Genomic DNA, 23,237 nt, shown 5'->3' with positions numbered 1-23,237 from the left:
CGCCAGAGCAGGTCCGCCCCCTGCGCCGGAGGCGGCGGCGAGGCAGCGGGCCGGGCCGCCGGCGCCTCGCCGCGGGCGAGCCGGTCGAGGGTGGCGTGGAGGCGCTCGGGCTCCAGTGGCTTGACCAGGATCGCGTCGAACAGGGCGTCGGCGCCGCGGCGGGAGGCGAGGCCGTGCCGGTCCGCGGTGATGCCGACAAGGCGCACGCCGCGCGCGCCCACGATCTCCCGCATCAGGCGCGCCAGCGCGTAGCCGTCCATCTCGGGCAGGTGGTAGTCGATCAGGACGACCGGGTGGCGGCGCTCGCTCAGCAGGCGCAGGCCGAGGAACCCGTCCGCCGCCACGTCGACGCCGTAGCCATGCGCCGCGCAGAGGGCGCGGACGAGGTCCTGCGAGTCCGGATCGTCCTCGACCAGAAGGATCTGCGTGCTCATCCTCTCCTCACGCTGTCCTCACGGGCGCGCCGGGCTTGGTGCCGGGCCGCGCAGGGCCTCGGGCGGCAGGTCGGCCGCGAGACCGGAGACCTGACCGGGAGCCTGAGCGGGTCCCGCCGAGGCCGGGCGCGCGACCTGCACGGCACCGAGATAGCGGCGCCCCGGCGCGGCCTCGGGCCGGGATTCCAGGCGGGGCAACTCCGTGCGGGACGGCTCCGCGGCGGGGCTCTCCGCCCGGGGCCGCTCCGTGGGCGCCCGGTGCGCGGCCGCCCGCACAGGCGCCGGCCGCGGGCGGGGCGATGCCACGGGGGTGCCGGCGAAGCGCGGCACCAGCCGGATCTGGTTCATGGCGGCGGCGAGCGCCTCGGCGGTGACGTCGCCGCGGCAGAGGCGCAGGCGCAGGGAGACGGCCTGCGGGCCGCCCGCCTCCGGATCGAGGGCAGGCGCCTCCGCGATCCATTGCCAGGCATAGAGGCAGCGGGCCCCGTCCGCGGCACGGCCGACGGCGAGGCCGTAGGGCCCGTAGGCGTTGGCGGCGGGCCGGGTGACCACCTGCATGGGCGTATCCGGGAACATCGCGGCGAGCTCGGCGCGGATGCCCGCCTCGGTCGGCCGCCCGCCCGCGCTCGCCTCGGCCGCCTCGGCGCGCACGAGGCGCAGCATCACGAGGTTCTCGCGGGAGGGCCCGCGCGGCCCGGGGCTCAGGGAGACGGCCTGCTCGAAGGCCTCCGCCCGGTCCGATTCGCGCAGGCGCGTCGGCGTCCCGATCCAGTCGGGCAGCACCGCCAGCGGCGTCGCGGCGCGGAGGGGGGCGGCCCGGCGCGGCCCCTCGATCAGCGCGTCGAGGCTGGCATAGCGCGGCGCGGCCGGGCCCAGAGCCGCCTCGCGGGCGGTGCAGGCGGACAGGGCGAGGCCCGCCAGGACGAGGGCGAGGCCGCGGGAGAGGGGTTCGGTCACGGGGCGGGTCTCCGCGCTGTCTGGCCGGAGCCGAGCGTGCCGGTCTCGGCGGGCCCGGCGGTCTCCTCGGCCCAGACGGTGCCGGCGGGCGCCGGCTGGTCGGCGGCGCTGCGGCCGGGAGCGTCGCCGCCGGTCCAGCCGGGCAGCAGCGCGAAGCCGTAGCGCTCGTAGGGCATCGGCCCGACGCCGGGCACGCGCCGGGCGACCGTCGGGGCGCGGCCAACCGCGCGCTCGGGAACAGGCGGGGCGGGCGCCGCGCTGCCGGAGGCTGCGGCGCGCAGATCGTTCTCCAGCGCCACCGCCAGGGGAAAGTCGCTGCGCCGGACGAGCGGCGGCGCCGTGCGCGGGCGCCCGACCTCCTCGGGGGCCGGCACGCGGCCGCGGGGCGCGGCCGGCGGCGCGAGGTCGAGATAGGCGGAGGCCGGCCCCGCGGGCTTCGCGGCGCGCGGCGCCTCGCAGGGCAGCGGATGATCGGCGGCGGGCTGGAAGAGCAGGCCCACCACCTTCGGGAACAGGCCGTCGTAGCGGTTCACCACCTCGAGGAAGGCGCGCTCCTGCCGCGTCCGGCGCAGGGCGAGCGCGTAGCCGAACACGGTGGCCTCCTTCGGGTACCAGGCCGCGGCGCGGCGGAACCAGCCGACGGCCGTCTCGAACTGGCAGGTGTTGTAGGCGTACCAAGCGAGCGCCTGCGCCCCCTCCCCCGAGGCGTTGGCGAGCGTCACCTCGGCGTAGCGGGCGAGCCGCGCGGCCTCGACCGGCGGCGGCGCGGGCCGGGTCAGGTCGGCCTCCAAGAGGTCGATGAACAGAAGGGCGTTGTTCACCAGCGGCTCGCGCCAGGCATAGGCGACTTCCTCCGCCTCGCGGCGCAGGCCCATCAGGCGCAGGGTGTGGGCGAGGCCGTGGGCGACCGTGGCGTCGCCGCCCCGCGCCATCGCCCGCTTGAACCAGGCGAGCGCCGCCGGCAGGTCGCGCCGCTTCAGGGCGAGCCAGGCGACGAGGGCCGGCTGGCTCGGATCCGCGGCACCCTCCGCATAGGCCGCGAAGGCGGCGAGATCGGCGGGCGTCACCGCCTGCCCGGCCTCGTCGTGCAGCACGGCCGCGATCCGGCCCCGGATCAGGTCGGTGCGGATCGGCTCCAGATCGGCCGGCGCGCCGAGGCCGGCGAGGCGGTCGATCTCGGCCATCGGCAGGAGCGGGAGGGCGCGCAGCAGGCTGACCCGGCGCTCCTCCGCCGTGAAGCGTCCGCCGGACAGGGCGACGCGCAGGAGCGCCAGGGCCTCGCCCTCGCGCTCGCTGCGGCCGAAGGCCTCCGCCGCGGCCCAGACCACCTCGGCGCCCGCGGCCTCGACCCCGGCGCGGCGGCGCGCGGCGAGGTCGGCGAGGTCGTGCCAGCGGCCGGCCTTGGCGAGGCCCGCCACCTCGTCGCGCAGGGCCCGCGCGGCGATCCCCTCGGCGAGGCCCGGCGAAGGCTTCCAGCCGGGCTCGGCCGCGGCCCGGGCGGCGAGCGCCGCGTCGAGATCGGCGCTGCGTCCGGCCGCGAGCAGGTCCCAGAACGCCTCCTCGTCCTCGCCGCCGGGCTTGGCGGTCCAGAGGTCGGCCGGGGGCTGCCAGCCGGGATGGCGCCGCCGCAGCCGCTCGGCCTCGGCGGCGACGCGCTCGCGCTGCTGCGTGCCGGCATAGTAGCGCAGCGCCGTCTCGTCCGGCCGCTCGCCGTTCGCGGCGGAGGCCGCCGCGGCGAGGACGGCGAGGAGGCCGAGCATCAGCGCGGCGCGCATGCGGAACGCCCCGTGGCGAGCGGACGAGGCGGGGCCGCGCGCGTCGCCGCGGCGAAGCCGATGAGGCTGCGGTGCATGTCGATACGCTACGTGACCTGCGCGAGGCCGTGAGAATCCGGCCGCAGGACTTAATCGTACCTTGCCGGGCGGCGGCCTATACAGAGCTGCGGCGGACTAGGCCGGTCGAGGACTGCGCCCGGCGGGGCGATGATGCAGGCGGGCCAGGCTCTTTGCGCGGGCCCCGCCCCGTCCACAGGCTGTGGAGCGCGCCGGGCGGCCTAGTCCGTCCGGCCGAGGACGGGGGTGGATTCGACCTCGCGGATCAGGATGCAGGTCTCGGCGGCGGCGGCGGCGGCGCGGGCGAGGCGCCGGGCCTCGCCGAGCGCGCCCGCGAAGGCGGCCTCGCCGGCATTCTCGAGGACGAGGCAGGCATCGCCGAGGGTGGTGAAGCCGATCAGCCCCGCGGCGGTCGCCAGCGTGTGCGCCCGCGCCCGCAGGGCCGGAGCGGCCTCCCCCTCGGCGAAGGCGGCCTCGACATCCGCCTGGAAGTGCCGCAGCAGCCGCACCAGCGTCTCGGGCGGCAGCAGCGCCGCGCTCTCCGCGAAGCGCTCGCGGTCGAGGGTCGCATCCGGCGCCGCGGCCTCAAGCTCCCGCCGCGGGACGGCGAGCCAGCGGGCGACGAGCGCCTGCAGCTCGGCCGGCCGGAAGGGCTTGGCGAAATGGTCGTCCATGCCCGCCGCCGCGAAGGCGCGGATCTGGTCCGGCAGGACGTTGGCGGTCATGGCGATCACCGGCACCGTCGCCGCCCGGCCCGGCAGGCAGCGGATCAGCCGCGTCGCCATCATGCCGTCGATGCCCGGCATCTGGATGTCCATGAGGACGAGGTCGAGATCCAGGGTCTCGGCGGCGCGCACCGCGGCGAAGCCGTCCTCGGCGACCTCGACCGCGTGGCCGGCGGCACGCAGCACCGTGCAGGCGAGCTCACGGTTGATCGCGGCGTCCTCGACCACGAGGATCCGCCCGGCCGGCGCCGGCTCCGGGCCCGGCTGCGCCGCCTCCGGCCGCTGGTCGCGCGCGCCGGGCGGGGCCGGCAGGGTCAGCGTGACGCTGAAGGTCGAGCCGCGGCCGATCTCGGAGACGAGGCCGATCGTGCCGCCCATCCGCTCCACCAGCCGCCGGCTGATGGCGAGCCCGAGCCCGGTGCCGCCGAAATCGCGGCGGATCGAGCTGTCGGCCTGGACGAAGCGCTCGAACAGCCGCTCCTGCTGCGCGCGGCCGATGCCGATGCCGGTATCGCTCACCGCGAGGCGGATGCGCTCGCCCCGGGGCGTGCGCCCCTCGTGGCGCAGTCCGAGCCGCACGGCGCCGCGGGGGGTGAACTTCACGGCGTTGTTGAGCAGGTTGAGCAGGATCTGGCGCAGGCGCCCGGGATCGGCGACCAGGATCTCGGGGATCGCCTCGTCCACCTCGAGGGCGGTCTCCAGCCCCTTCTCGGCGGCGGCGGCGCCGACGATGCCGAGGCAGGTCGCGGCGAGGTCGCGCACCGCGAAGGGCTCCGGGCACAGGCTGATCGTCCCGGCCTCGACGGAGGCGAAGTCGAGGATGTCGTCGACCACGGTGCGCAGGCTCTCGCCGGCGACATGCGCGAGGTCGGCGTAGCGGCGCAGGTCCGGGTCGAGCCGGCCGGAGCCCGCGAGCAGGTTGGCGAAGCCGATCACCGCGTTGAGCGGCGTGCGGATCTCGTGGCTCATGGCCGAGAGGAAGTCGGTCTTGGCGGCGTTGGCCTGCTCGGCCTGGGCGCGCGCCGCCTCGGCCGCGGCCTTGGCCTCCACCAGGGCCCGCTCGGTGTCCTTGCGGTCGGTGATGTCGAAGGTGAGGCCGGTGACGCGGGCCACCGCGCCCTCGGCATCGCGGGAGGGCCGGCCGATCGCCTGGATCCAGCGCGGCGGCCCCTCCCCGGTCGGCACCCGGAAGGCCACGTCGAAGGTCCGGCGGGCCGAGACCGCTTCGCGCACCGCGCGCAGCACCGGCGCCCGGTCGGCGGGCAGGATGCGCCGCATCCAGTCGGAGAGGCCGATCACCGCCGGCCGGTCCCCCGGCAGGCCGTGGCGGCGCGCGCTCTCGGGGGAGAGGATGACGTCGCGCGTGGCCGGCGTCACGTCGAAGAGGCCGGCCGCCGCCGCCTCCTGGGCGAGGCGCAGGAGGTCGCCGGTCTGCTCCAGCGCCTTGCGGGCGGTGACGATCTCGTCGATGTCGAGGGCCGAGCCCAGCCAGCCGAGCCAGCGCCCGTTCCGGCGCAGCGGCCGGAACACGAGCTGGTGCCAGCGGTAGCCGCAGGCCCGGCCGCGGACGCGGGCCTGGATCTCGCAGGGCCGCGCCTGTTCCCGCGCGGCGAGGCAGGCCGCGGCGATGCGCGGGCCGTCCTCCGGGTGGAAGCGGCCGGTGCGCGCCTCGCGCGTGGCGCCGATCGGGCCGCAATAGGCCTCGAAGGCGCGGTTGGCGTAGAGGGTCTCGCCGGTCTCGGCGCTCTCCATCCAGATGAGCTGGGGCAGCGTGTCGGCGAGCGTCCGGTCGCCCTCGCCGACGATCGCAGCCCCGGCCTCCCCGCCTCGGCGCAGGTCGGCGAGGGTGGCGTCGCCCTCCGGCACCGGGCGGATCGTCGCGACGAGGCCGCCCGGGCCGGGCCGGAAGGAGGCCTCGACCGCGACGGGGACGCCCTCCGCGTCGAGGAGGTTGAGGGGCACCGGGCGGGCGGCGGGCTCGACGAGGATCTCGGCGAGCGCCGCCGCCTCGCCCGGACGGAGCAGCGCGGCGAAGGGGCGACCGATAAGGGCGGCAGGCGCGAGCCCGAGAAGGTCGCGGGCACCCGCCGAGGCGAAGGTCGTCAGCCCCGCCCCGTCGATGCAGAGAACCAGCCCGGCCACCGCGTCGAGCACGGCGGTGAGGTTGTCAAAGCCGGGCGCACCGGTCGTGGGGAGCATCGGACGCTCTACGGGATGGGCCGGCGGCCGGAGACCCGGACCGGCGCGTCGGACCGGATCGGCCCGATCGATGGTCGCGGGGGCAAGGGAGATTCGGGCAGGGGCGTCAGAGTCATGGCCCGATCCTATGATCGAGCGATTCTGAACGCCGATGGACCGAATTTTAACTTGCGTGAGCCCTAAAACTGAATGCAATGAATGTCTAGGCGCAGCGCTCGACCGCTGAATATCCCGAATCGACGACGCTAGGTTGAGCGAGAGTCTGGATTTCCGTGCCGATGCCGCAACTCAGCGCCGGTTCCGTATCCATGCGGGTCCGGCCCGATCGAGCCGCTCCGGAGGAAGGGCCGCGAGCCGTGGACGAGATCCCGCTGCCCGCTTCCGACGAGCGGCGCAGGGCGCAGCGCTACCTCGTCACCCTGTCGGCGCAGGTGCTGGCGGCGGAGCGCGCCTACCGCACGGAGGTGCTGGACGTGAGCGCGGGCGGCATGCTGCTCGCCCCGGCGAGCGGCCTCTCGGTCGGCCTCGATACGCAACTGGAGATTGAGGCTGCGATGATCGGCCGGGTGCGGGCGCGCGTGGTCGACGTGAGCGACCACGGGATCCACCTGCGGATCGACCCGCCGATGAGCCAGTACGATTCGGCGATCGAGCGGCTCTCGATCCTGTCCCAGGCCTGGTAGGGCCGCCTGCCCAGGGTTCGAGCGAAAGGCCCGGACAGACGGTTCGCGAGGCGGTCCGGATCGGACGCGGGTCGTGCGCGAGGCCGGACTTCGCAGATACGCCTCGACCCAGCGCATATGATACCGCGTCCGGTTGATCAGACCGGACGCGGTATCAGCAAGCCCGCGCGGCGCCTGAGCGAAGACGACATCCGCCATCCCGAAGGGATCACCCGGATGTCGTATGAGGCCACGCAAGGACCCTCGCAGCGGCCATGCGCGGCCCGGGCTTGCGGGCCGGGGCGTCCCGGCGGCACACCTGTCGCGTTTGCGCCCGGGCCACCGGGCGCGTCGACAGAACCGGGCAGCGACATCCCATGCAGTACCGTTCCCTCGGCCGCTCCGGCCTGAAGGTCTCGCCGATCTGCCTCGGCACGATGATGTTCGGGGGCGCCACCGACGAGCCGACCAGCGCCCGCATCATCGGCAGCGCCCGCGAGGCCGGCATCAATTTCATCGACACCGCCGACGTCTACAACGACGGCCGCTCGGAGGAGGTCACCGGCCGGGCGATCGCCGCCGACCGCGACGCCTGGGTGCTGGCCACCAAGGTCGCCAACCCCACCGGCTCCGGCCCGAACGACCGCGGCCTGTCCCGGGTGCACGTGATGCGGGCGGCCGAGGCCAGCCTGCGCCGCCTCGGCACCGAGGCGATCGACATCTACTACCTGCACAAGGAGGACCATGGCACGCCGCTGGAGGAGACGGTGCGCGCCATGGGCGACCTCGTCCGCCAGGGCAAGATCCGGCATTTCGGCGTCTCGAACCACCGGGCTTGGCGCGTCGCCGAGATCTGCCGGATCTGCGACGCCCTCGGCATCGACCGGCCGGTGGTGAGCCAGCCCTACTACAACGCGCTCAACCGCATGCCCGAGACCGAGCACCTGCCGGCCTGCGCCCATTTCGGGCTCGGCGTGGTGCCCTACTCGCCCCTCGCCCGCGGCGTGCTCACCGCCAAGTACGATCCCGACTCAGCCCCGCCCGCCGATACCCGCGCGGGCCGGCAGGACACGCGCATGATGCAGACCGAGTGGCGGCCGGAATCGCTCACGATCGCGCGGACGCTCAAGGCCCATGCGGAGGCGCGCGGCATCACCGCCGGCCAGTTCGCGAGCGCCTGGGTGCTGAACAACCGCCTGATCACCGCGGTGATCGCGGGCCCCCGCACGGAAGAGCAGTGGCAAGACTATCTGGGCGCCCTCGCCTACCGCTTCACCCCCGAGGACGAGGCGCTGGTGGACAGCCTCGTCGCGGTCGGCCACCCCTCGACGCCGGGCTACAACGACCCGGCCTACCCGATCGAGGGCCGCCTGCCGACGAACGGGGACGTCTGAGGAACCGCTTGTCCCCTCCGCCTTGCGGGGAGGGGCCAGGGGTGGGGGCGGTGCAGAAGGCACCGCGACCCCCGATCCTGCGCCACCCCACCTCCAGCTCCTCCCCGCAAGGGGGAGGAGAGCGCGTTCCGCCTACCCCGCCACCTCGCAGGCCTCGGCGATGCGGTCGAGGAGGTCGGCGGCGAGCTGGCCGCGGGCGGCGGAATCGGGCGCCTCGCGCTTCAGGATGACCCGGTCGTCGCGGAGCGTCAGCCCGTCGCCGAGGGCGAGGCGGCGCGGGCGGCGGCCCGGGTGGAAATCCGCCGCCAAGCCCTGCGGGCCGCCGCTCAGCCGGGCGATGCCCAGCGCCTGGCACTGCACCCGGAGGCGGGCCAGGGTCACCAGGGTCTCGACCGCCTCCGGCATGCGCCCGAAGCGGTCGTCCGTCTCGGCGCAGAGCGCGTCGATCTCGGCCGTGGTCGCGAGGCGCAGGAGGCGGGTGTAGAGGCCGAGCCGCACCTCGGGCTCGGGCATGTAGTCGACGGGGATCGCACCGCTCAGGCCGAGATGGATCTCGGGCCGCCAGTCCTCGGCCGGCTCGCCCTTGGCGGCGCGCAGGGCCAGCTGCAGGATGTGCTGGTAGAGGCCGAGCCCGATCAGCTTGACGTGGCCGGCCTGGGCGTCGCCCACGAGGTCGCCCGCGCCGCGATGGTCGAGGTCGCGCGCCGAGATGGTGAAGCCCGCCCCCAGCCGGTCGAGGGCCTCGAGGGTGCGCAGGCGCTTCTCGGCCCCGGGCGACAGGGGCCGGTCGGGATCGTTGAGCAGGTAGGCGACGCCGCGCCGCTGGCCGCGGCCGACGCGTCCGCGCAGCTGGTGGAGCTGGGCGAGGCCGAAGCGCTCGGCATTCCAGACCAGCATGGTGTTGGCCCGCGGCACGTCGAGCCCGCTCTCGATGATGCTGGTGGCGAGCAGCACGTCGCCCGCCCCGTCCGCGAAGCGGATCATCGCCTCGTCCATGGCCGAGGGCTTCATCTCGCCATGGGCCACGGTCACCGCGAGTTCCGGCACCGCCTTGCGCAGGCGCCGGGCCATGGGCTCCAGATCCTCGATGCGCGGACAGACCACGAAGCTCTGGCCGCCGCGGCGGTGCTCGCGCATCAGGGCCGCGCGCACCGTCTCGGTCTCGAAGGGGGCGATCACCGTGCGGATCGGCTGGCGCACCGCCGGCGGCGTGGCGATGACGCTGAGCGCGCGCAGGCCCACCAGCGCCGATTGCAGGGTGCGCGGAATCGGCGTCGCGGTCAGCGTCAGCACGTGGCCGCCGCCCGCGAGCGCGCGGACCTCGTCCTTGATCTTGGCGCCGAAGCGCTGCTCCTCGTCGATCACGGTGAGGCCGAGATCGGCGAAGCGCACGCCCTTGCCGGCAAGCGCATGCGTGCCGACCACGACGCGGATCGAGCCGTCGGCGAGCCCGGCCTTCACGCGCTTGGCCTCCGCCGGCCCGACGAGGCGCGAGAGCTGGCCCACCGCGAAGCCGAAGCGGGCGAGCCGCCGCTCCAGGGTCTGGACGTGCTGGCGCACCAGCACCGTGGTCGGCGCCACCAGCGCCACCTGCCGGCCCGCGAACAGGGCGGCGGCGATGGCGCGCAAAGCCACCTCGGTCTTGCCGAAGCCGACATCGCCGCAGACGAGCCGGTCCATCGGCCGGCCCGAGGCGAGGTCGGCGAGCACCGCGTCGGTGGCGGAGGCCTGGTCCGGCGTCAGGGTGAAGCCGAAGCCGGCGGCGAAGCGCTCCATCTCGCGGTCGGACGCCCGGATCGCCGGAGCCGTGGCGCCGGCGCGCTCCTCCGCGAGGGCCACCATGGCGCGGGCGGTGCGGGCGATGGTGGCCTCCGCCTCGCTGTGGCGCCGCGTCCAGGAGGCGGAGGCGAGACGGTCGAGGCCGACCGCCTCCGGGTCCGAGCCGTAGCGCCAGACCCGGTCGGCCTGGGCGACGGGCAGCATCAGGATGTCGTCGTTGGCGAAGCGCAGGCGCAGCGCTTCGCCGGCCTCCGCACCCGAGCCGACCGTTTCTAGCCCCTCGAAGACGCAGAGACCGTTGTCGCGGTCGACCGCCACGTCGCCGGTGCGCAGCTCCACCTCGCCGAGGGGCAGGGTGTGGCCCCGCGCCTCGGCCGCCGCCGCGTGCTGCCCGTAGAGGTCGGCCGCGGCGAAGACGGCGAGGCCCCGCTCCGGCACGCGGAAGCCCGCCTCGACGGGCGCCGCGAGGGCGACGATCTCGCCGGGCTTGGCACCCTCGGCCTCCGCCCAGCTGCCGACCATGCGCACCTTGCGCTCGGCCGCGCGCTCGGCCTGCCGGGCGAGCCGGCGCAGGGCGCGCTCGGGCCCGGCCAGCACCACCCGCTCGCCGGCCTTCAGGCGCTCGCGCAGCACCTTGCCGAAGCCCGTGCTCGGCCGGCTCTGGCGGGCGAAGGCCGGCATGGCGAGGTCGGCCCCCTGCGCCTCCGTCGCCGCGGCGAGGCGGCGGGAAGCCACGGCCTCGGCCCAGTCCGCCGGCTCGAGATAGAGCCCGTCCGGCTCGGGGCGGGCGCCGCCGCTCTCGCGCCCGTCGGCGATCTGCTCGAAGAAGGCCTGCGCCCGCGCCTCGACGCCGGCCTCCACCACGAGGCGGCCTTCGGGCACGCAGTCGAGCACGGAGGCCAGGGCCGGGTAGAACCGGGCGAGCCGGTGCTCCTGGCCGGTGAAGGGCTGCAGCCGCTCCTCGGAGCCCGGCCCGAGGATGATCTCGGTGGCGGGGTCGATCACCAAGTGGTCGGTCCCGTCGCGCGAGCGCTGCGAGACCGGATCGTAGGCGCGGATGCTGGCGACCCGGCCGTCCTCGTGCTCGACCCGGCAGGGCAGCGGCGCGGCGGCGGGGAAGACGTCGAGGGTGCGCCCGCGGATCGCGAACTCGCCGGGCTCGTCCACGCGGTCGTCGAGGATGTAGCCGAGGCGGGTGAGCGCCGCGCTCATGGCCTCGGCCTCGATGCGGTCGCCGATGCGGATCTCGACGCGGGCATCGGCCCAGGTCCCGGGCGGCGGCACGCGCTGGATCAGGGCCGGCGCCGTGGTCAGCACGATGCCGGGCAGGTTGTCCCGGTCGGTCAGCCAGCGCAGCACCCCGGCCCGCGCGCCCATGACGCCGCGGGAGGGCGAGGCGCGGTCGTAGGGCAGGCAGTCCCAGGCCGGGAAGACCGCGACCGTCAGGGCGGGGTCGAGGGCCCGCAGGATCGCGGCGATGGCCTCCAGGCGGTGCTCGTCGCGGGCGACGTGGACGAGGGGCCGGCTCCGGCCGGCGAGTCCCAGCAGGGCCACCGCCAGGGCGCCGGTCGGCACCAGCGGCGCCTCCGGCTCGGGGGTCGGGTCCGCACTCGCTCTGCGCTTGGCCATGGAGGATCTTGGGATCACGCTCGCAGGGGGCGTCCGCCGCTCGCGCGCGGCGGACGCCTCCAAGGGGGGTCTCCTTCGAGAACCCGCGAGCCCGCATCCGGCTCCGCTTTCCGCGGAGGCGTCCCCGGATTTTCGCTGAGGCCGATCGGCTCAGCCGGACCGGCTTAAGCGGCCTGGGCGACCGGCGCGGGGGTCGGCGCATCCATGGCGCGGAGATAGAGGTCGAGCAGCGTCTCCTGCTCGTCGCGCTCGTCCTTGTCCTGCTTGCGCAGCTTCAGGATCTCCTTGAGGACCTTCACGTCGAGACCCTCGCCCTTCGCCTCGGCGAAGATCTCCTTCTTGGTCTCCATCAGGTCCTTGATCTCCTCGTCGAGCCGCTCGATGCGCTCGATGATGGAGCGGATGCGGTCGCCTGCGACGCCTACGGTGTCGGTCGTGTCGGACATGCTCACTCCTTGGCTGATCCGGGCCGGCACCCTCGCGGATCACGGTCAACGGAGGGTTAAGCAACCGCGCCGAAGAGCTGCCTGTGAGAAAGCCCGCGGCCAAGTGATTGACAGGATTGAAACTCCGTTTCTCGGTGAGTAATCTCGCTCCGCTGAGCAATAACGGGGTCGATCGTGATCGTAACAAATGTTGATCTCAGACCGACGCTGAGCGCCGGACAACCCATGCTTCGGGGTACGTGACGACGATGATGGAGGGTGAGGTGAACGGCGAGCGTCTCTCTGAGGTGTCCAGGCTCGCGGACGTTCTGGCCGATCAGGTCCTGCGCGAGAGCATGATCGGCGAGACGTCGATGTCCAAGCTGACCGCGCTCGGCAAGGCGGCGCTGCTGCTGCAGGATTACGACCAGCCCGTGCCGGACTTGGTCGTCGACGTGCTCACGCGCGCCACCCACGGGGACGACGAGGGCGAGGACGGGGCGACATCCGGCGCGCGGGCCGCGGCGGACGGGGCCCATGACGGGCAGGACCCGTTCGACGTGAGCGATCTCGGCATGGGCGACGATTCCGAGGGCCGCGATTCGCGCCCGCGCCTCCTGCCGCGCCTGATGCAGTCCCTGCGCCTGCCGCGGAGCTGAGGCCCCGCCCCCCCTAGCGCGGCGGCGTGCTGGGGGCGCCCCCGCTCCCGGGCCGGTTGAGCCCGGCCCCGGGGCGCGCTAGGCCGCTGCCATGGCCGACGCATCCACCCGCCCGGAGCCGATCCCGCTCACCGTGCTCACCGGCTTCCTCGGAGCCGGCAAGACCACGCTCCTGAATCGCCTGCTCGCGGACCCGGCGCTCGCCGACACGGTGGTGATCGTCAACGAGTTCGGCGAAATCGGCCTCGACCACCTGCTGATCGAGCGCGTGGACGAGGACATGGTCCTGCTCGGCGCCGGCTGCCTGTGCTGCACCGTGCGCGGCGACCTGATCGCGACGCTGGAAGACCTGCTGCGCAAGCGCGACAACGGCCGCATCGCGCCCTTCCGCCGCGTGGTGATCGAGACCACCGGCCTCGCCGACCCGGCGCCGATCCTGCACGCGCTGATCTACCATCCCTATCTCGTGCTGCGCTATCGCCTGCAGGCGGTGGTCACCGTGGTCGATGCGGTGAACGGCGACGCGACCCTCGACGCGCATGCGGAGGCCGTGCGGCAGGTCGCGGTGGCCGACCGGATCGTGCTCGCCAAGCAGGACCTCGCCGGCGATACCGGCCCCTTGCGCGCCCGCCTCGCCCGCCTGAACCCGGCCGCCGCGATCGAGCCGCCGGAGGCGCCGGCCGACACGCTGCTCGGCGGCCTGTTCGGCCTCGACGGCAAGGCGGCGGATGTGCGCGCCTGGCTCGGCGCCGTGGACGAGGACGAGCATGCGCACGGCCACGACCCGAACCGGCACGACGCGGCGATCCGCGCCTTCGCGCTGGCGAGCGATCGGCCGGTGCCGCGGGCGACCTTCGAGATGTTCCTCGACCTCCTGCGCGCCAACCACGGCCCCAAGCTCCTGCGCCTCAAGGGGCTGGTGGCGCTCGCCGAGGATCCTGACCGGCCGGTGGTGGTGCACGGCGTCCAGCACGTGGTGCACGCCCCCGTCACCCTGCCCGCCTGGCCGGACGAGGACCGGACCTCGCGCCTCGTCCTGATCGTGCGCGACCTCGATCCGAGCTTCGTGGCGCGCCTGTGGGACGCCTTCCTCGGGCGGCCCCGCCCCGACGCGCCGGACGCGGCGGCGCTCACCGACAACCCCCTCGCGATCCCCGGCGGCTGAGACCGATCCGCGGCACCGTCCTTGAAACGACCCCGGCGCGGAGCGCGCCGGGAGCGCCCGGATGTCCCGGAACGGGACGAAAGCGGGACAGGGCGGACAGGGTTTGGACGGGGCGATGACGCGACGCTTCACACTGATCCAGGGCGGACTCTCGGAGCCGGCGCGCCGGGATCCGGCCGCCGCGGATCCGCCGGAGAGGCCGCTCGCCGTCGATCTGCGCGGTGCGCTGGCGGTCGACGGCGAGGCGGTCGCGGCCTGGCGCGCGCTGATGGCGCGGACCGGGAGCGCCGACCCGTTCCAGGACCCCGACTTCCTGCTCACGGCGGCCCAGCACCAATCCGCGGGCCAGGAGATCGCCTTCGCCCTGGTCTGGCGCCGGCCGGACGCGGCGCCGGACACCCTGCACGGGGTGCTGCCCCTGCGGATCGCCCGCCCCCTGCTCGCCCGGGACCGCGCCCATCTCTGGCGGCCGCCCGGCCTGCCGGGGCCTTCCCCCCTCATCGAGCCGGAGCGCGCGCGCGACGTCGTGGCGGCCGTGCGGGCCCGCCTCGGCGCCCTCGCCCGCCCGGTCCAGTTCGACATCGATCCGGCCCGCCCGGGTCCGGACGCGGCCGACGCGGCGCCCGCGGGTCACGAGGTCCGGCGCCGGAACATCCCGCAGGCCAGCCTGCTCGGGGTGCGCCCGGAGGGCTACCGGCCCCCCAGCGTCGAGCATGTGCGCGACCCGGCGCAGGTTCGCGACGCGGTCGAGACCTTCCTGGCCCTCGACGCGCGCACGGCGCGGCGGCCGATCATCGCCGATCCGGCGGAGGCCGCGATGGTGCGGGTGGTCTCGCGCCTGTTCGCGCGGCGGCGGCAGATCAGCGTCGAGCTGGCGCGCAGCGGCGGCACGGTGGTGGCGGGCACCCTGCATCTCGGCAGCGGCGCGCGCGCCGTGGCGTGGCGCCACGCGGCCGGCTGAAGGCTCCGCCTACTCGTCCTCGCCGAAGCGGTTGGCGAGGAGCGCCTCGATCGCGTCGAGGCAGGCCTCGGCATCCGTCCCGGCCGCCGTGACGGCGACCGAGGTGCCCTGGGCGGCGCCGAGCGTCAGCAGGCCCATGATCGAGCGCCCGCCGACCGTCTCGCCGGCCCGGGTCACGGTCACCGCGGCATCGAAGCGTTCCACGGTCTGGACGAACTTCGCCGAGGCGCGCGCGTGGAGGCCGCGTCGGTTGATGATCGGCAGGGTGCGCAGGAAACCGCCCTCGGGGACCGGCGGATCGTCGTCCGTCTCGAAGAGATCGTCCATCGGCAGGGGGCGTCTCGCTCGTTGCTTGCCGTGCAGGGCTCGTCCCGCATCGGCCGACGGATCTCGGCCGTCGTCCGACGTGCGTAGCGGTTTCGAGGCTGAGACGGAAGTCTTTTGCGGGTCACGGCCGAGGTCCGTGCGCCGGGCTGCTCCGAGCCGGGCGACCTGCGAGGCGACCTGCCGGGAAGCGACTTGCCGGGAAGCGACTTGGCGCGAGGCTACTTGCCGGCCAGCACGCGCGAGGCGACGTTGATGTACTTGCGGCCCGCTTCCTGGGCGTGGAGCACCGCGTCCCCGAGGGATTCCTCGTCGCGGACGCTGGCGAGCTTGATCAGCATCGGCAGGTTGATCCCGGCGACCACCTCGACGGCACCGCCATTCATACAGGATAAGGCGAGGTTCGAGGGCGTGCCGCCGAACATGTCGGTGAGCACGACGACGCCCGTGCCGGTGTTGACGCGACCGACCGCGGACATGATGTCCCGGCGTCGCAGCTCCATGTCGTCTTCGGGGCCGATCGTGATGGTCTCGATCTGCTCCTGGGGGCCGACCACGTGCTCCAAAGCGGCCTTGAACTCGGTCGCGAGTAAGCCGTGGGTGACAAGCACCATGCCAATCATCGACGCGTGTTCCGACGTCCTGTTATCCGAGCCGCCATGTTGTGCATCGCACCCGACGCGTACAAGGCAGTCGCGACGTTTTGCTCAAACGAAGGTCATCATCATGCCATGACCCGGGCCACCGCGCTACGGGGCGATTCCGCGAAGGCTGCGCACGATCGGATTGTGCGGCTGCGAAGCCACGCCGAGGGCGGCGAGGACGGCCGCGGGCCCGAGCCCGGCGGCGCGCAAGGGTCGGTCGAGGCAGAGCCGCGGCAGGTCGATTCCGAGGATCTCGGCGCGCTCCGCCCCCGCCTCGGGGAAGCGCGGCGCCGCTTCGGCAAGGTCGACCACGCGGGCCAGCAGGCAGGCCTCCAAAGCCGGCAGGGCGAGGAGGCCGAGGCCGCGTACCTCGATCCGCCCCGCGATCGCCGGATGAGACCGGGCCACGAGCCGGCCGTGCGACCGCGCGATCCGCACCCGGTCGTCGGCCACCAGCGCCGCGAACAGGCCGCGGGAAGAGGCCGCCTCGATCAGGCCGAGCGCGAGGCTCGACTTGCCGGCGCCCGATTCGCCGCGAATCAGCACCCCCGCCTCGCCGAGCACCACGCAGGCGGCGTGGGCGGTGAGGCAGGCGGCCTCAGGCATGGATCTGCTCAACCATGGGCGAGCTGGCGGGGCGCGGCCGGCAGGCGCACCACGAAGCGGGCGCCGCGCACCGTCGGCTCGCCGTCCTCGTTGGCCGGGCCGGGGCGGTTCTCGGCCCGGATCATGCCGCGATGCGCCTGGACGATCTGGCGCGAGATCGACAGGCCGAGGCCGGAATTCTGGCCGAAGCCCTGCTCGGGCCGGTCGGTGTAGAAGCGCTCGAAGATCCGCTCGAGGGCATGCTCGGGGATGCCCGGCCCCTCGTCCTCGCAGATCATCTCGACCTCGCCGCGCACACGCCGCAGCGCCACCCGCACCTTGGCCTCGGAGGGCGAGAAGGAGCGCGCGTTGTCGATCAGGTTGTTGACGACCTGGCCGAGCCGGCTGTCGTGGCCGATGATCGCGAAGGGCTGCTCCTGCTCGCCGGGCGGCGTCTCGATGTCGAGCAGGATCATGCAGTCCTTGGAGCGGCGCCGCTCGTTGGCCACCGAGATCACCGTGGTCAGGAGCCGCTTCATGTCGACCCGGCGCGCCTCGGCGCGGGCGAGCTCGGCATCGAGGCGCGAGGCGTCGGCGATGTCGCTGATCAGCCGGTCGAGGCGCTTCACGTCGTGCTGGATGATCGCCATCAGGCGCCCGCGCGACTCGTCCGTCTTGGCGAGCGGCAGGGTCTCGACGGCGCTGCGCAGCGAGGTCAGCGGGTTCTTCAGCTCGTGGCTGACATCGGCCGCGAAGCTCTCGATGGCGTCGATGCGGCGGTAGAGCGCCTGCGTCATGTCGCGCAGCGCGCCGGAGAGATGGCCGATCTCGTCCGTGCGGTCGGTGAAGTCGGGGATCTCCTCGCGGGTCTTGATACCCATGCGCACCTTCTCGGCGGCCTCGGCGAGCCGCCGCACCGGGCCGGCGATGGCGCCCGCGAGCAGGATCGACAGCACCACCATGATCAGCGAGGCGACGAGGAAGACCTGGAACAGGCCGAAACGCTCGGAGGCGATCACCCGGTCGATGGCGTCGCCCTGCGTCGAGATCAGCAGGGCGCCGCGCACCTGGCCGGCCTTGTGGATCGGCACCGCCACCGACACCGTCGTCTCGCCGTCCGTGTTGCGGCGGACGAGGCTGCCGCGGGCGCCGGCGAGCGCCGTCTGGACCTCGCGCAGGGAGTGGCCGTTCGTCGGCCCGACCTCCTCCGGCGGGGCGGTGCGGGTGCCGAACGGGTTTCCGATCCGGGCCTGGACCCAGGTGAAGGCCCGCTCCAGCACGTTCGGCTTGTGCGCGCCCGCCGCGTCGCCGCGGTTGCTGTCGCGGTTGAACAGGGAGCGGGTATCGAACAGCAGGCCGCCCTCGCGCTCGTAGACGCGGGCGCGGTTGCCGGTGGGCGTCACGAGGCGCGACAGCAGCGGCGCCACCCGCTCGGGGTTGAGCGAGAAGGCGAGCGGCGAGGCCTCCTCCTCCGGGCCGGACTCGCCGGCCTGATCCTGCAGCAGCTTGTCCGGGTCGATCCGGATGGTGTCGGTGTCGACCGAGGCCGAGGAGGCGATGGCGCTCGCGATGATCTCGCCCTGGATGGCGAGGCTCTGCACGCGGGCCTGGATCAGCCCCTGGCGGAACTGGTTCAGGTAGAGGAAGCCCACGAGCAGCGCGATCAGCCCGAACAGGTTCAGGACGACGATGCGGCGCGTCAGGCTGGAGGAGGCCCGCTGCCCGATCCCGTCCCAGAGGGCGCGCGGCCAGGCGAGCGGCGAGGTGATGGGCCGGCCGAACAGGGTTCGGCGCGCGGCTTCGTCGGTTGTGGACGGCACGGTGCGGAGGTCGATCTCGGGCTACGGGCGGTTCTCAATTTTCCTTGAAGCGGTAGCCGACGCCGTACAGGGTCTCGATCATGTCGAAGTTCTGGTCGGTGACCTTGAACTTCTTGCGCAGCCGCTTGATGTGGCTGTCGATGGTGCGGTCGTCCACGTAGACCTGATCGTCGTAGGCCGCGTCCATCAGCGCGTTGCGGCTCTTCACCACGCCCGGGCGCTGGGCCAGAGCCTGCAGGATCAGGAACTCGGTGACCGTGAGCGTCACCGGCTCGCCCTTCCAGGTGCAGGTGTGGCGCTCGGGGTCCATCATCAGGGCGCCGCGCTCCAGCGAGCGGGCGGCGACGTCCGCCTCGCGCTGGGCGGCGCTCGTGCCGTCCTTGGGGGCGAAGCGGCGCAGCACGGCCTTCACCCGCTCCACGAGGAGGCGCTGCGAGAACGGCTTATGGATGAAGTCGTCGGCGCCCATCTTGAGGCCGAACAGCTCGTCGATCTCCTCGTCCTTCGAGGTCAAGAAGATCACCGGAAGGTCCGATTTCTGCCGCAGGCGTCGGAGAAGCTCCATCCCGTCCATGCGCGGCATCTTGATGTCGAAGATCGCGAGGTCCGGCGGCGAGTGCCGCAGGCCGTCGAGGGCGGAGGCGCCGTCCGTGTAGGTCTGGATGCGGTAGCCTTCGGTTTCGAGGGCGATCGACACGGATGTGAGGATGTTGCGGTCGTCGTCGACGAGGGCGATGGTGGGCATGCGCGTTCCCTGACTGAAACGGCGGCGGCGGGGTCCGGGCCGGGAGCGGCCGGGCCCGGCCCCGGTCCGGGGCAGGCGTGAGCGCGAAGGCGGGGCTTGGACTGAACGCCGGCCCGGGCCCGCTTCGCACCGAAGGGACAGTCGCTTTAGTATGAAGCTTTGAAAAAAGCGAGCGCCGCGCGTAGCTTGGCCGTATCGCCGGGCCGCCGCGGCATCGCCGCCCCTCGCCCAAACGGGCCCGATCGCTATGATCTGTCGGGCAGATTCCGGGAGGAACGATGAGCGAGACGCAGACGTCCGGCACCGGGCCGGCCCGGCCCCTGCCGGCGGCGGAGGCCGGGTTCGATGCGGTGGGCCTCGCGCGCGAGCTGCTGCGCAGCGTGCGCTCCGGCGCGCTTGCGACCCTCGATCCGGACGGCACGCCCTTCGCCTCGCTGGTGACGATCGCCACCGATTCGGACGGCACGCCGCTGATGCTGCTGTCGCGGCTCTCGGCGCATACCCGCAACCTCCTCGCCGACCCGCGCGGCTCGCTGCTCTTCTCGGCCGGCGGCAAGGGCGACCCCCTCGCCCATCCCCGGCTCACGGTCGTCGGCCGGGCGGTGCCGTCCCAGGATCCGCGCGCCCGCGCCCGCTTCCTGGCCCGCCACCCGAAGGCCAAGCTCTACGCCGACTTCCCCGATTTCGGCTTCTTCGCCCTGGAGCCGGGCGCCGGCCACCTCAATGGCGGCTTCGCCAAGGCCGCCACCCTGACGCGGGCGGAACTGCTCCTCGACCTCGCCGGCGCCGAGGCGGTGGTGGCGGGCGAGGCCGGCGCCGTCGCCCACATGAACGCGGACCATGCCGACGCGCTCGCGCTCTACGCAGGCGATGCGGGCGACGGGCCCTGGCGCCTCACCGGGCTCGACCCGGAGGGCATGGACCTGATCGCGGGCGAGCGCACGGCGCGGGTCACCTATCCCGAGCCGGTCTCCGACATGGGTGCCCTGCGCAAGAGCCTCGTCGCCATGGCCACGGCGGCGCGGGCGGGCGGCGGCTGAGGCCTACCCGCCGTCCAAGGGGCCGTCCGGCCCCCTATGCAGTCCCGGCCGGACGCCCCATATAGGCCCCATGAACGATATCCAGTCCGACACCTATCCCTTCAGCCTCGACGTCGAGCCGGTCGGCGAATCCGGCAGCCTGTTCCAGTGGAGCATCCGCAAGAACGGCAAGCTGCACCAGCGCTCGGACCGCAAGCACCCGACCGAGGCGAAGGCCCGCGCCCACGGCGAGGCCGAAATCGAGCGGCTCATCCGCGGCCGCGGCCGCTGACCGCATTCAAGCGTAGGACGCGCTTTCCGGCGCGGGCGGCCACGGGCCGTCCGCGCCGTTTCCGTTCCGGGATAGCCGCGTCGCTTGGCGCAAGGCCGCCCCCCTGCTATCCCGCGCCTCACCAAATGGATTTCCGTTCCTGACGGCGAGAGCGAGCCCGGCCCCAAGGCCGGAGGCCGCGCGCCGGAGATTATCGAGCCGATGACCACCGCGCCCATCGACAACATCCGCAACTTCTCGATCGTCGCGCATATCGACCACGGCAAGTCGACCCTGGCCGATCGGCTGATCCAGGCCACCGGCACGGTCGCCGCCCGCGACATGAGCGAGCAGATGCTCGACTCGATGGATATCGAGCGCGAGCGCGGCATCACCATCAAGGCCAACACCGTCCGGCTCGAGTACAAGGCGCAGGACGGGCGCGACTACATCCTCAACCTGATGGACACGCCCGGCCACGTGGACTTCGCCTACGAGGTCTCGCGCTCGCTCGCCGCCTGCGAGGGCTCGCTCCTCGTGGTGGACGCCTCCCAGGGCGTGGAGGCGCAGACGCTGGCCAACGTCTACCAGGCGCTCGACGCCAACCACGAGATCGTCCCCGTCCTCAACAAGGTCGACCTGCCGGCGGCCGAGCCCAACCGCGTCAAGGAGCAGATCGAGGAGGTGATCGGCCTCGACGCCTCGGACGCCGTGCCGATCTCGGCCAAGACCGGCCTCAACATCGACCTCGTGCTCGAAGCCATCGTGAAGCGCCTGCCGCCGCCGAAGGGCGACCGGGCCGCGCCGCTCAAGGCCCTCCTCGTCGACAGCTGGTACGACGTCTATCTCGGCGTCGTCGTGCTGGTGCGCATCGTGGACGGCGTGCTCAAGAAGGGCATGACCATCCGCATGATGGGCGCGGACGCGGTCTACGGCGTCGACAAGATCGGCGTGTTCCGCCCGAAGATGGCCGATATCGGCGAGCTCGGCCCCGGCGAGGTCGGCTTCCTCACCGCCTCGATCAAGGAGGTGGCCGATACCCGCGTCGGCGACACCATCACCGAGGACAAGCGCCAGACCGCGGAGATGATGACGGGCTTCAAGGAGGTCCAGGCGGTCGTCTTCTGCGGCCTCTTCCCCGTCGACGCGGCCGAGTTCGAGAACCTGCGCTCGGCCATGGGCAAGCTTCGGCTCAACGACGCCTCGTTCTCCTACGAGATGGAGACCTCGGCCGCCCTCGGCTTCGGCTTCCGCTGCGGCTTCCTCGGGCTCCTCCATCTCGAGATCATCCAGGAGCGCCTGGAGCGCGAGTTCAACCTCGACCTGATCTCGACGGCGCCCTCCGTGGTCTACCGCCTCGCCATGCGCGACGGCGAGACCAAGGAGCTGCACAACCCGGCCGACATGCCGGACATCATGAAGATCGAGCAGATCGAGGAGCCCTGGATCCGCGCCACGATCCTGACGCCCGACGAGTATCTCGGCGGCGTGCTGAAGCTGTGCCAGGACCGCCGCGGCGTCCAGATCGACCTGAACTACGTCGGCAAGCGCGCCATGGTCGTCTACGACCTGCCGCTGAACGAGGTGGTGTTCGACTTCTACGACCGCCTGAAGTCGATCTCGAAGGGCTACGCCTCGTTCGACTACCACGTCTCCGACTACCGCGAGGGCGACCTTGTGAAGATGTCGATCCTCGTCAACGCCGAGCCGGTCGACGCCCTCTCGATGCTGGTCCACCGCACCCGGGCCGAGTCCCGCGGCCGGGCCATGTGCGAGAAGCTGAAGGACCTGATCCCGCGCCACCTGTTCCAGATCCCGGTCCAGGCGGCGATCGGCGGCAAGATCATCGCCCGCGAGACGATCCGGGCGCTCTCCAAGGACGTGACCGCCAAGTGCTACGGCGGCGACATCTCGCGCAAGCGCAAGCTCCTCGACAAGCAGAAGGAGGGCAAGAAGAAGATGCGCCAGTTCGGGCGCGTCGAGATCCCGCAGGAGGCATTCATCGCCGCCTTGAAGATGGACGATTGAGGTTCGTCCACGTTTCGTCGAACTGATCCGGGTCGAGAGACGGCCCGGATGGAATCTCGGTCGCCCGTGCGAGACCAAGCGAAGTGATTCCGGCTCTCAAACCAGCAGACCCGCCGCAGCATGAGGCGCGGGTCCCCTCTCCCGTTCGGGAGAGGGACAGGGTGAGGGTCGAGAATTGTCAGGAAAATGCGGAGCCGAAGCCGCTTCGCGTTCTCTTACGATGTTAGAATGATCGGAACAGCTGCTCGCGGCGTCCCCTCCCCCTTGCGGGGAGGGGTCAGGGGTGGGGGTGGTTCAGGATGAGGCGCCGAGCGTTCTTCGGCACCACCCCCACCTCCGGCTCCTCCCCGCAAGGGGGAGGAGAGGCCCGTCGCGGACCGATGCGCCCCCTCCGGAAGCTTCTCGTCCCTCACCCCAGCCCTCTCCCGAACGGGAGAGGAGCCGCGTCGCGGCTCGGTGAGCTTCCGGCAGCGGGGAAAGACGGAGTGGCTCCCCTCACGCCACCCGGATCTGCGTCGCGATCCGCGGCGGCTCCTCGGCGCCGGTATCCGCCTCGATGATGCGCATGTCGAGGCGGCCCTGGTCGTCGCGGAACACATCGTAGATCACGCGGTCCACCACGGCGTTGCCCGCGCCGAAGATCAGCACGCGCGGCTTGTGCACGATCACGTCGTCCACGGCCCCGTAGCTCGCGGAGGCGATGATCACCTCGTCGCCGACCTGGCAGGTGCGGGCGGCGGCCCCGTTCAGGATGCAGCAGCGCGAGCCGGCGGGGCCGTAGAGCACGTAGGTGCTGATCCGCGCGCCCGACATCTTGTTCCAGATCTCGACGAATTCGAGCGGATCGAGCCCCGCCTCGCGGCAGAGGTCGGAATCGATGGTGATCGAGCCGTGATAGTTCAGGTCGGCCCCCGTCACCCGGATGCCGTGCAGCTTGGCCCGGACGAAGCTCTGCATCGCGTGTCCCTCGCCCCCTCGAC

General features: G+C 73.2%; 20 protein-coding genes. 8 read left to right on the top strand and 12 right to left on the bottom strand.

Annotated features, from left to right (window positions below; genetic code table 11):
- The 4 genes from MTDSW087_RS05840 to MTDSW087_RS05825 all read right to left on the bottom strand — a co-directional run.
- A partial coding sequence (locus tag MTDSW087_RS05840; RefSeq protein ID WP_144761399.1) for a response regulator occupies positions 1-434 on the bottom strand: 434 nt, incomplete at its 3' end.
- An 18-nt stretch (positions 435-452) separates the two neighbouring features.
- A complete protein-coding gene (gene bcsN, locus MTDSW087_RS05835) occupies positions 453-1,391 on the bottom strand; it encodes a cellulose biosynthesis protein BcsN (RefSeq protein ID WP_144761396.1) in 939 nt (312 codons plus the stop codon).
- A complete protein-coding gene (locus tag MTDSW087_RS31195; RefSeq protein WP_144761393.1) occupies positions 1,388-3,166 on the bottom strand; it encodes a hypothetical protein in 1,779 nt (592 codons plus the stop codon). Before MTDSW087_RS31195 ends, bcsN begins: the two co-directional genes overlap by 4 nt.
- Before the next feature lie 278 nt (positions 3,167-3,444).
- On the bottom strand, positions 3,445-6,147 hold the full coding sequence (locus tag MTDSW087_RS05825) for an ATP-binding protein (RefSeq protein ID WP_144761390.1): 2,703 nt from the start codon (positions 6,145-6,147) through the stop codon (positions 3,445-3,447).
- A 356-nt stretch (positions 6,148-6,503) separates the two neighbouring features.
- On the opposite strand from MTDSW087_RS05825, the gene MTDSW087_RS05820 reads away from it, so the two are divergent.
- Both MTDSW087_RS05820 and MTDSW087_RS05815 read left to right on the top strand, forming a co-directional pair.
- Entirely contained in the window at positions 6,504-6,830 is a 327-nt protein-coding gene (locus tag MTDSW087_RS05820) for a PilZ domain-containing protein (RefSeq protein ID WP_186383738.1), read from the top strand.
- Positions 6,831-7,186: 356 nt separating this feature from the next.
- Positions 7,187-8,203, top strand: a complete 1,017-nt coding sequence (locus MTDSW087_RS05815; RefSeq protein ID WP_144761384.1) for an aldo/keto reductase — start codon at positions 7,187-7,189, stop codon at positions 8,201-8,203.
- A 132-nt stretch (positions 8,204-8,335) separates the two neighbouring features.
- On the opposite strand, the gene MTDSW087_RS05810 is transcribed toward MTDSW087_RS05815, so the two are convergent.
- Together MTDSW087_RS05810 and MTDSW087_RS05805 are read right to left on the bottom strand one after the other, a co-directional pair.
- Positions 8,336-11,611 carry a DEAD/DEAH box helicase gene (locus MTDSW087_RS05810; RefSeq protein ID WP_144761381.1) on the bottom strand — a complete coding sequence of 1,092 codons (3,276 nt, stop codon included), beginning with the start codon at positions 11,609-11,611 and terminating at the stop codon, positions 8,336-8,338.
- Positions 11,612-11,775: 164 nt separating this feature from the next.
- Entirely contained in the window at positions 11,776-12,057 is a 282-nt protein-coding gene (locus MTDSW087_RS05805; RefSeq protein WP_144761378.1) for a DUF2312 domain-containing protein, read from the bottom strand.
- A 287-nt stretch (positions 12,058-12,344) separates the two neighbouring features.
- Here MTDSW087_RS05805 and MTDSW087_RS05800 point away from each other — a divergent pair, with 287 nt between their 5' ends.
- From MTDSW087_RS05800 to MTDSW087_RS05790, 3 genes are all read left to right on the top strand, one after another.
- On the top strand, positions 12,345-12,695 hold the full coding sequence (locus MTDSW087_RS05800; RefSeq protein ID WP_144761376.1) for a hypothetical protein: 351 nt from the start codon (positions 12,345-12,347) through the stop codon (positions 12,693-12,695).
- Positions 12,696-12,786: 91 nt separating this feature from the next.
- Complete coding sequence (locus MTDSW087_RS05795; protein ID WP_144761373.1) at positions 12,787-13,860, top strand: CobW family GTP-binding protein; 1,074 nt, start codon at positions 12,787-12,789, stop codon at positions 13,858-13,860.
- A 115-nt stretch (positions 13,861-13,975) separates the two neighbouring features.
- Positions 13,976-14,821, top strand: a complete 846-nt coding sequence (locus MTDSW087_RS05790; RefSeq protein WP_144761370.1) for a GNAT family N-acetyltransferase — start codon at positions 13,976-13,978, stop codon at positions 14,819-14,821.
- Between the two features lie 9 nt (positions 14,822-14,830).
- Here the strand turns inward: MTDSW087_RS05790 and MTDSW087_RS05785 are convergent, their stop codons facing one another.
- From MTDSW087_RS05785 to MTDSW087_RS05765, 5 genes are all read right to left on the bottom strand, one after another.
- Positions 14,831-15,148, bottom strand: coding sequence for an HPr family phosphocarrier protein (locus MTDSW087_RS05785; protein ID WP_142582129.1), 318 nt, complete (start codon positions 15,146-15,148; stop codon positions 14,831-14,833).
- 218 nt (positions 15,149-15,366) lie between these two features.
- Positions 15,367-15,768: a PTS sugar transporter subunit IIA gene (locus MTDSW087_RS05780; RefSeq protein ID WP_142582130.1), complete on the bottom strand. Its 402-nt coding sequence runs from the start codon at positions 15,766-15,768 to the stop codon at positions 15,367-15,369.
- A gap of 126 nt (positions 15,769-15,894) precedes the next feature.
- Positions 15,895-16,395, bottom strand: coding sequence for an HPr kinase/phosphorylase (locus MTDSW087_RS05775; RefSeq protein ID WP_144761368.1), 501 nt, complete (start codon positions 16,393-16,395; stop codon positions 15,895-15,897).
- Positions 16,396-16,403: 8 nt separating this feature from the next.
- The gene (locus MTDSW087_RS05770) at positions 16,404-18,194 is read right to left on the bottom strand and encodes a sensor histidine kinase (RefSeq protein WP_373321994.1); all 1,791 of its coding nucleotides are present in this window, start codon (positions 18,192-18,194) and stop codon (positions 16,404-16,406) included.
- Positions 18,195-18,228: 34 nt separating this feature from the next.
- Complete coding sequence (locus tag MTDSW087_RS05765) at positions 18,229-18,939, bottom strand: response regulator transcription factor (RefSeq protein WP_144761362.1); 711 nt, start codon at positions 18,937-18,939, stop codon at positions 18,229-18,231.
- Between the two features lie 278 nt (positions 18,940-19,217).
- Between MTDSW087_RS05765 and MTDSW087_RS05760 the strand changes: the two genes are divergently transcribed.
- The 3 genes from MTDSW087_RS05760 to lepA all read left to right on the top strand — a co-directional run bounded on the left by MTDSW087_RS05760 (position 19,218) and on the right by lepA (position 22,257).
- Complete coding sequence (locus MTDSW087_RS05760; protein ID WP_144761359.1) at positions 19,218-19,979, top strand: HugZ family pyridoxamine 5'-phosphate oxidase; 762 nt, start codon at positions 19,218-19,220, stop codon at positions 19,977-19,979.
- A 70-nt stretch (positions 19,980-20,049) separates the two neighbouring features.
- Positions 20,050-20,250, top strand: a complete 201-nt coding sequence (locus tag MTDSW087_RS05755) for a hypothetical protein (protein ID WP_142582134.1) — start codon at positions 20,050-20,052, stop codon at positions 20,248-20,250.
- Between the two features lie 201 nt (positions 20,251-20,451).
- Positions 20,452-22,257, top strand: coding sequence for a translation elongation factor 4 (gene lepA / locus MTDSW087_RS05750; protein WP_144761356.1), 1,806 nt, complete (start codon positions 20,452-20,454; stop codon positions 22,255-22,257).
- 495 nt (positions 22,258-22,752) lie between these two features.
- Here the strand turns inward: lepA and panD are convergent, their stop codons facing one another.
- Positions 22,753-23,214, bottom strand: a complete 462-nt coding sequence (gene panD, locus MTDSW087_RS05745) for an aspartate 1-decarboxylase (RefSeq protein ID WP_144761353.1) — start codon at positions 23,212-23,214, stop codon at positions 22,753-22,755.
- Positions 23,215-23,237: the final 23 nt, after the last annotated feature.

Source organism: Methylobacterium dankookense, from assembly GCF_902141855.1.
Classification (GTDB): domain Bacteria; phylum Pseudomonadota; class Alphaproteobacteria; order Rhizobiales; family Beijerinckiaceae; genus Methylobacterium; species Methylobacterium dankookense.
The sequence above is the reverse complement of the archived record's forward strand: the minus strand, read 5'-3'. Positions and strand labels throughout refer to the sequence as shown.

Bases quoted from the DNA above. Each gene is read 5' to 3' on its own strand.
- MTDSW087_RS31195 (WP_144761393.1), bottom strand. From the start codon at position 3,166: ATGCGCGCCGCGCTGATGCTCGGCCTCCTCGCCGTCCTCGCCGCGGCG.
- MTDSW087_RS05825 (WP_144761390.1), bottom strand. From the start codon at position 6,147: ATGCTCCCCACGACCGGTGCGCCCGGCTTTGACAACCTCACCGCCGTG.
- MTDSW087_RS05815 (WP_144761384.1), top strand. From the start codon at position 7,187: ATGCAGTACCGTTCCCTCGGCCGCTCCGGCCTGAAGGTCTCGCCGATC.
- MTDSW087_RS05810 (WP_144761381.1), bottom strand. From the start codon at position 11,611: ATGGCCAAGCGCAGAGCGAGTGCGGACCCGACCCCCGAGCCGGAGGCG.
- MTDSW087_RS05805 (WP_144761378.1), bottom strand. From the start codon at position 12,057: ATGTCCGACACGACCGACACCGTAGGCGTCGCAGGCGACCGCATCCGC.
- MTDSW087_RS05795 (WP_144761373.1), top strand. From the start codon at position 12,787: ATGGCCGACGCATCCACCCGCCCGGAGCCGATCCCGCTCACCGTGCTC.
- MTDSW087_RS05790 (WP_144761370.1), top strand. From the start codon at position 13,976: ATGACGCGACGCTTCACACTGATCCAGGGCGGACTCTCGGAGCCGGCG.
- MTDSW087_RS05785 (WP_142582129.1), bottom strand. From the start codon at position 15,148: ATGGACGATCTCTTCGAGACGGACGACGATCCGCCGGTCCCCGAGGGC.
- MTDSW087_RS05780 (WP_142582130.1), bottom strand. From the start codon at position 15,768: ATGATTGGCATGGTGCTTGTCACCCACGGCTTACTCGCGACCGAGTTC.
- MTDSW087_RS05775 (WP_144761368.1), bottom strand. From the start codon at position 16,395: ATGCCTGAGGCCGCCTGCCTCACCGCCCACGCCGCCTGCGTGGTGCTC.
- MTDSW087_RS05765 (WP_144761362.1), bottom strand. From the start codon at position 18,939: ATGCCCACCATCGCCCTCGTCGACGACGACCGCAACATCCTCACATCC.
- MTDSW087_RS05760 (WP_144761359.1), top strand. From the start codon at position 19,218: ATGAGCGAGACGCAGACGTCCGGCACCGGGCCGGCCCGGCCCCTGCCG.
- MTDSW087_RS05755 (WP_142582134.1), top strand. From the start codon at position 20,050: ATGAACGATATCCAGTCCGACACCTATCCCTTCAGCCTCGACGTCGAG.
- lepA (WP_144761356.1), top strand. From the start codon at position 20,452: ATGACCACCGCGCCCATCGACAACATCCGCAACTTCTCGATCGTCGCG.
- panD (WP_144761353.1), bottom strand. From the start codon at position 23,214: ATGCAGAGCTTCGTCCGGGCCAAGCTGCACGGCATCCGGGTGACGGGG.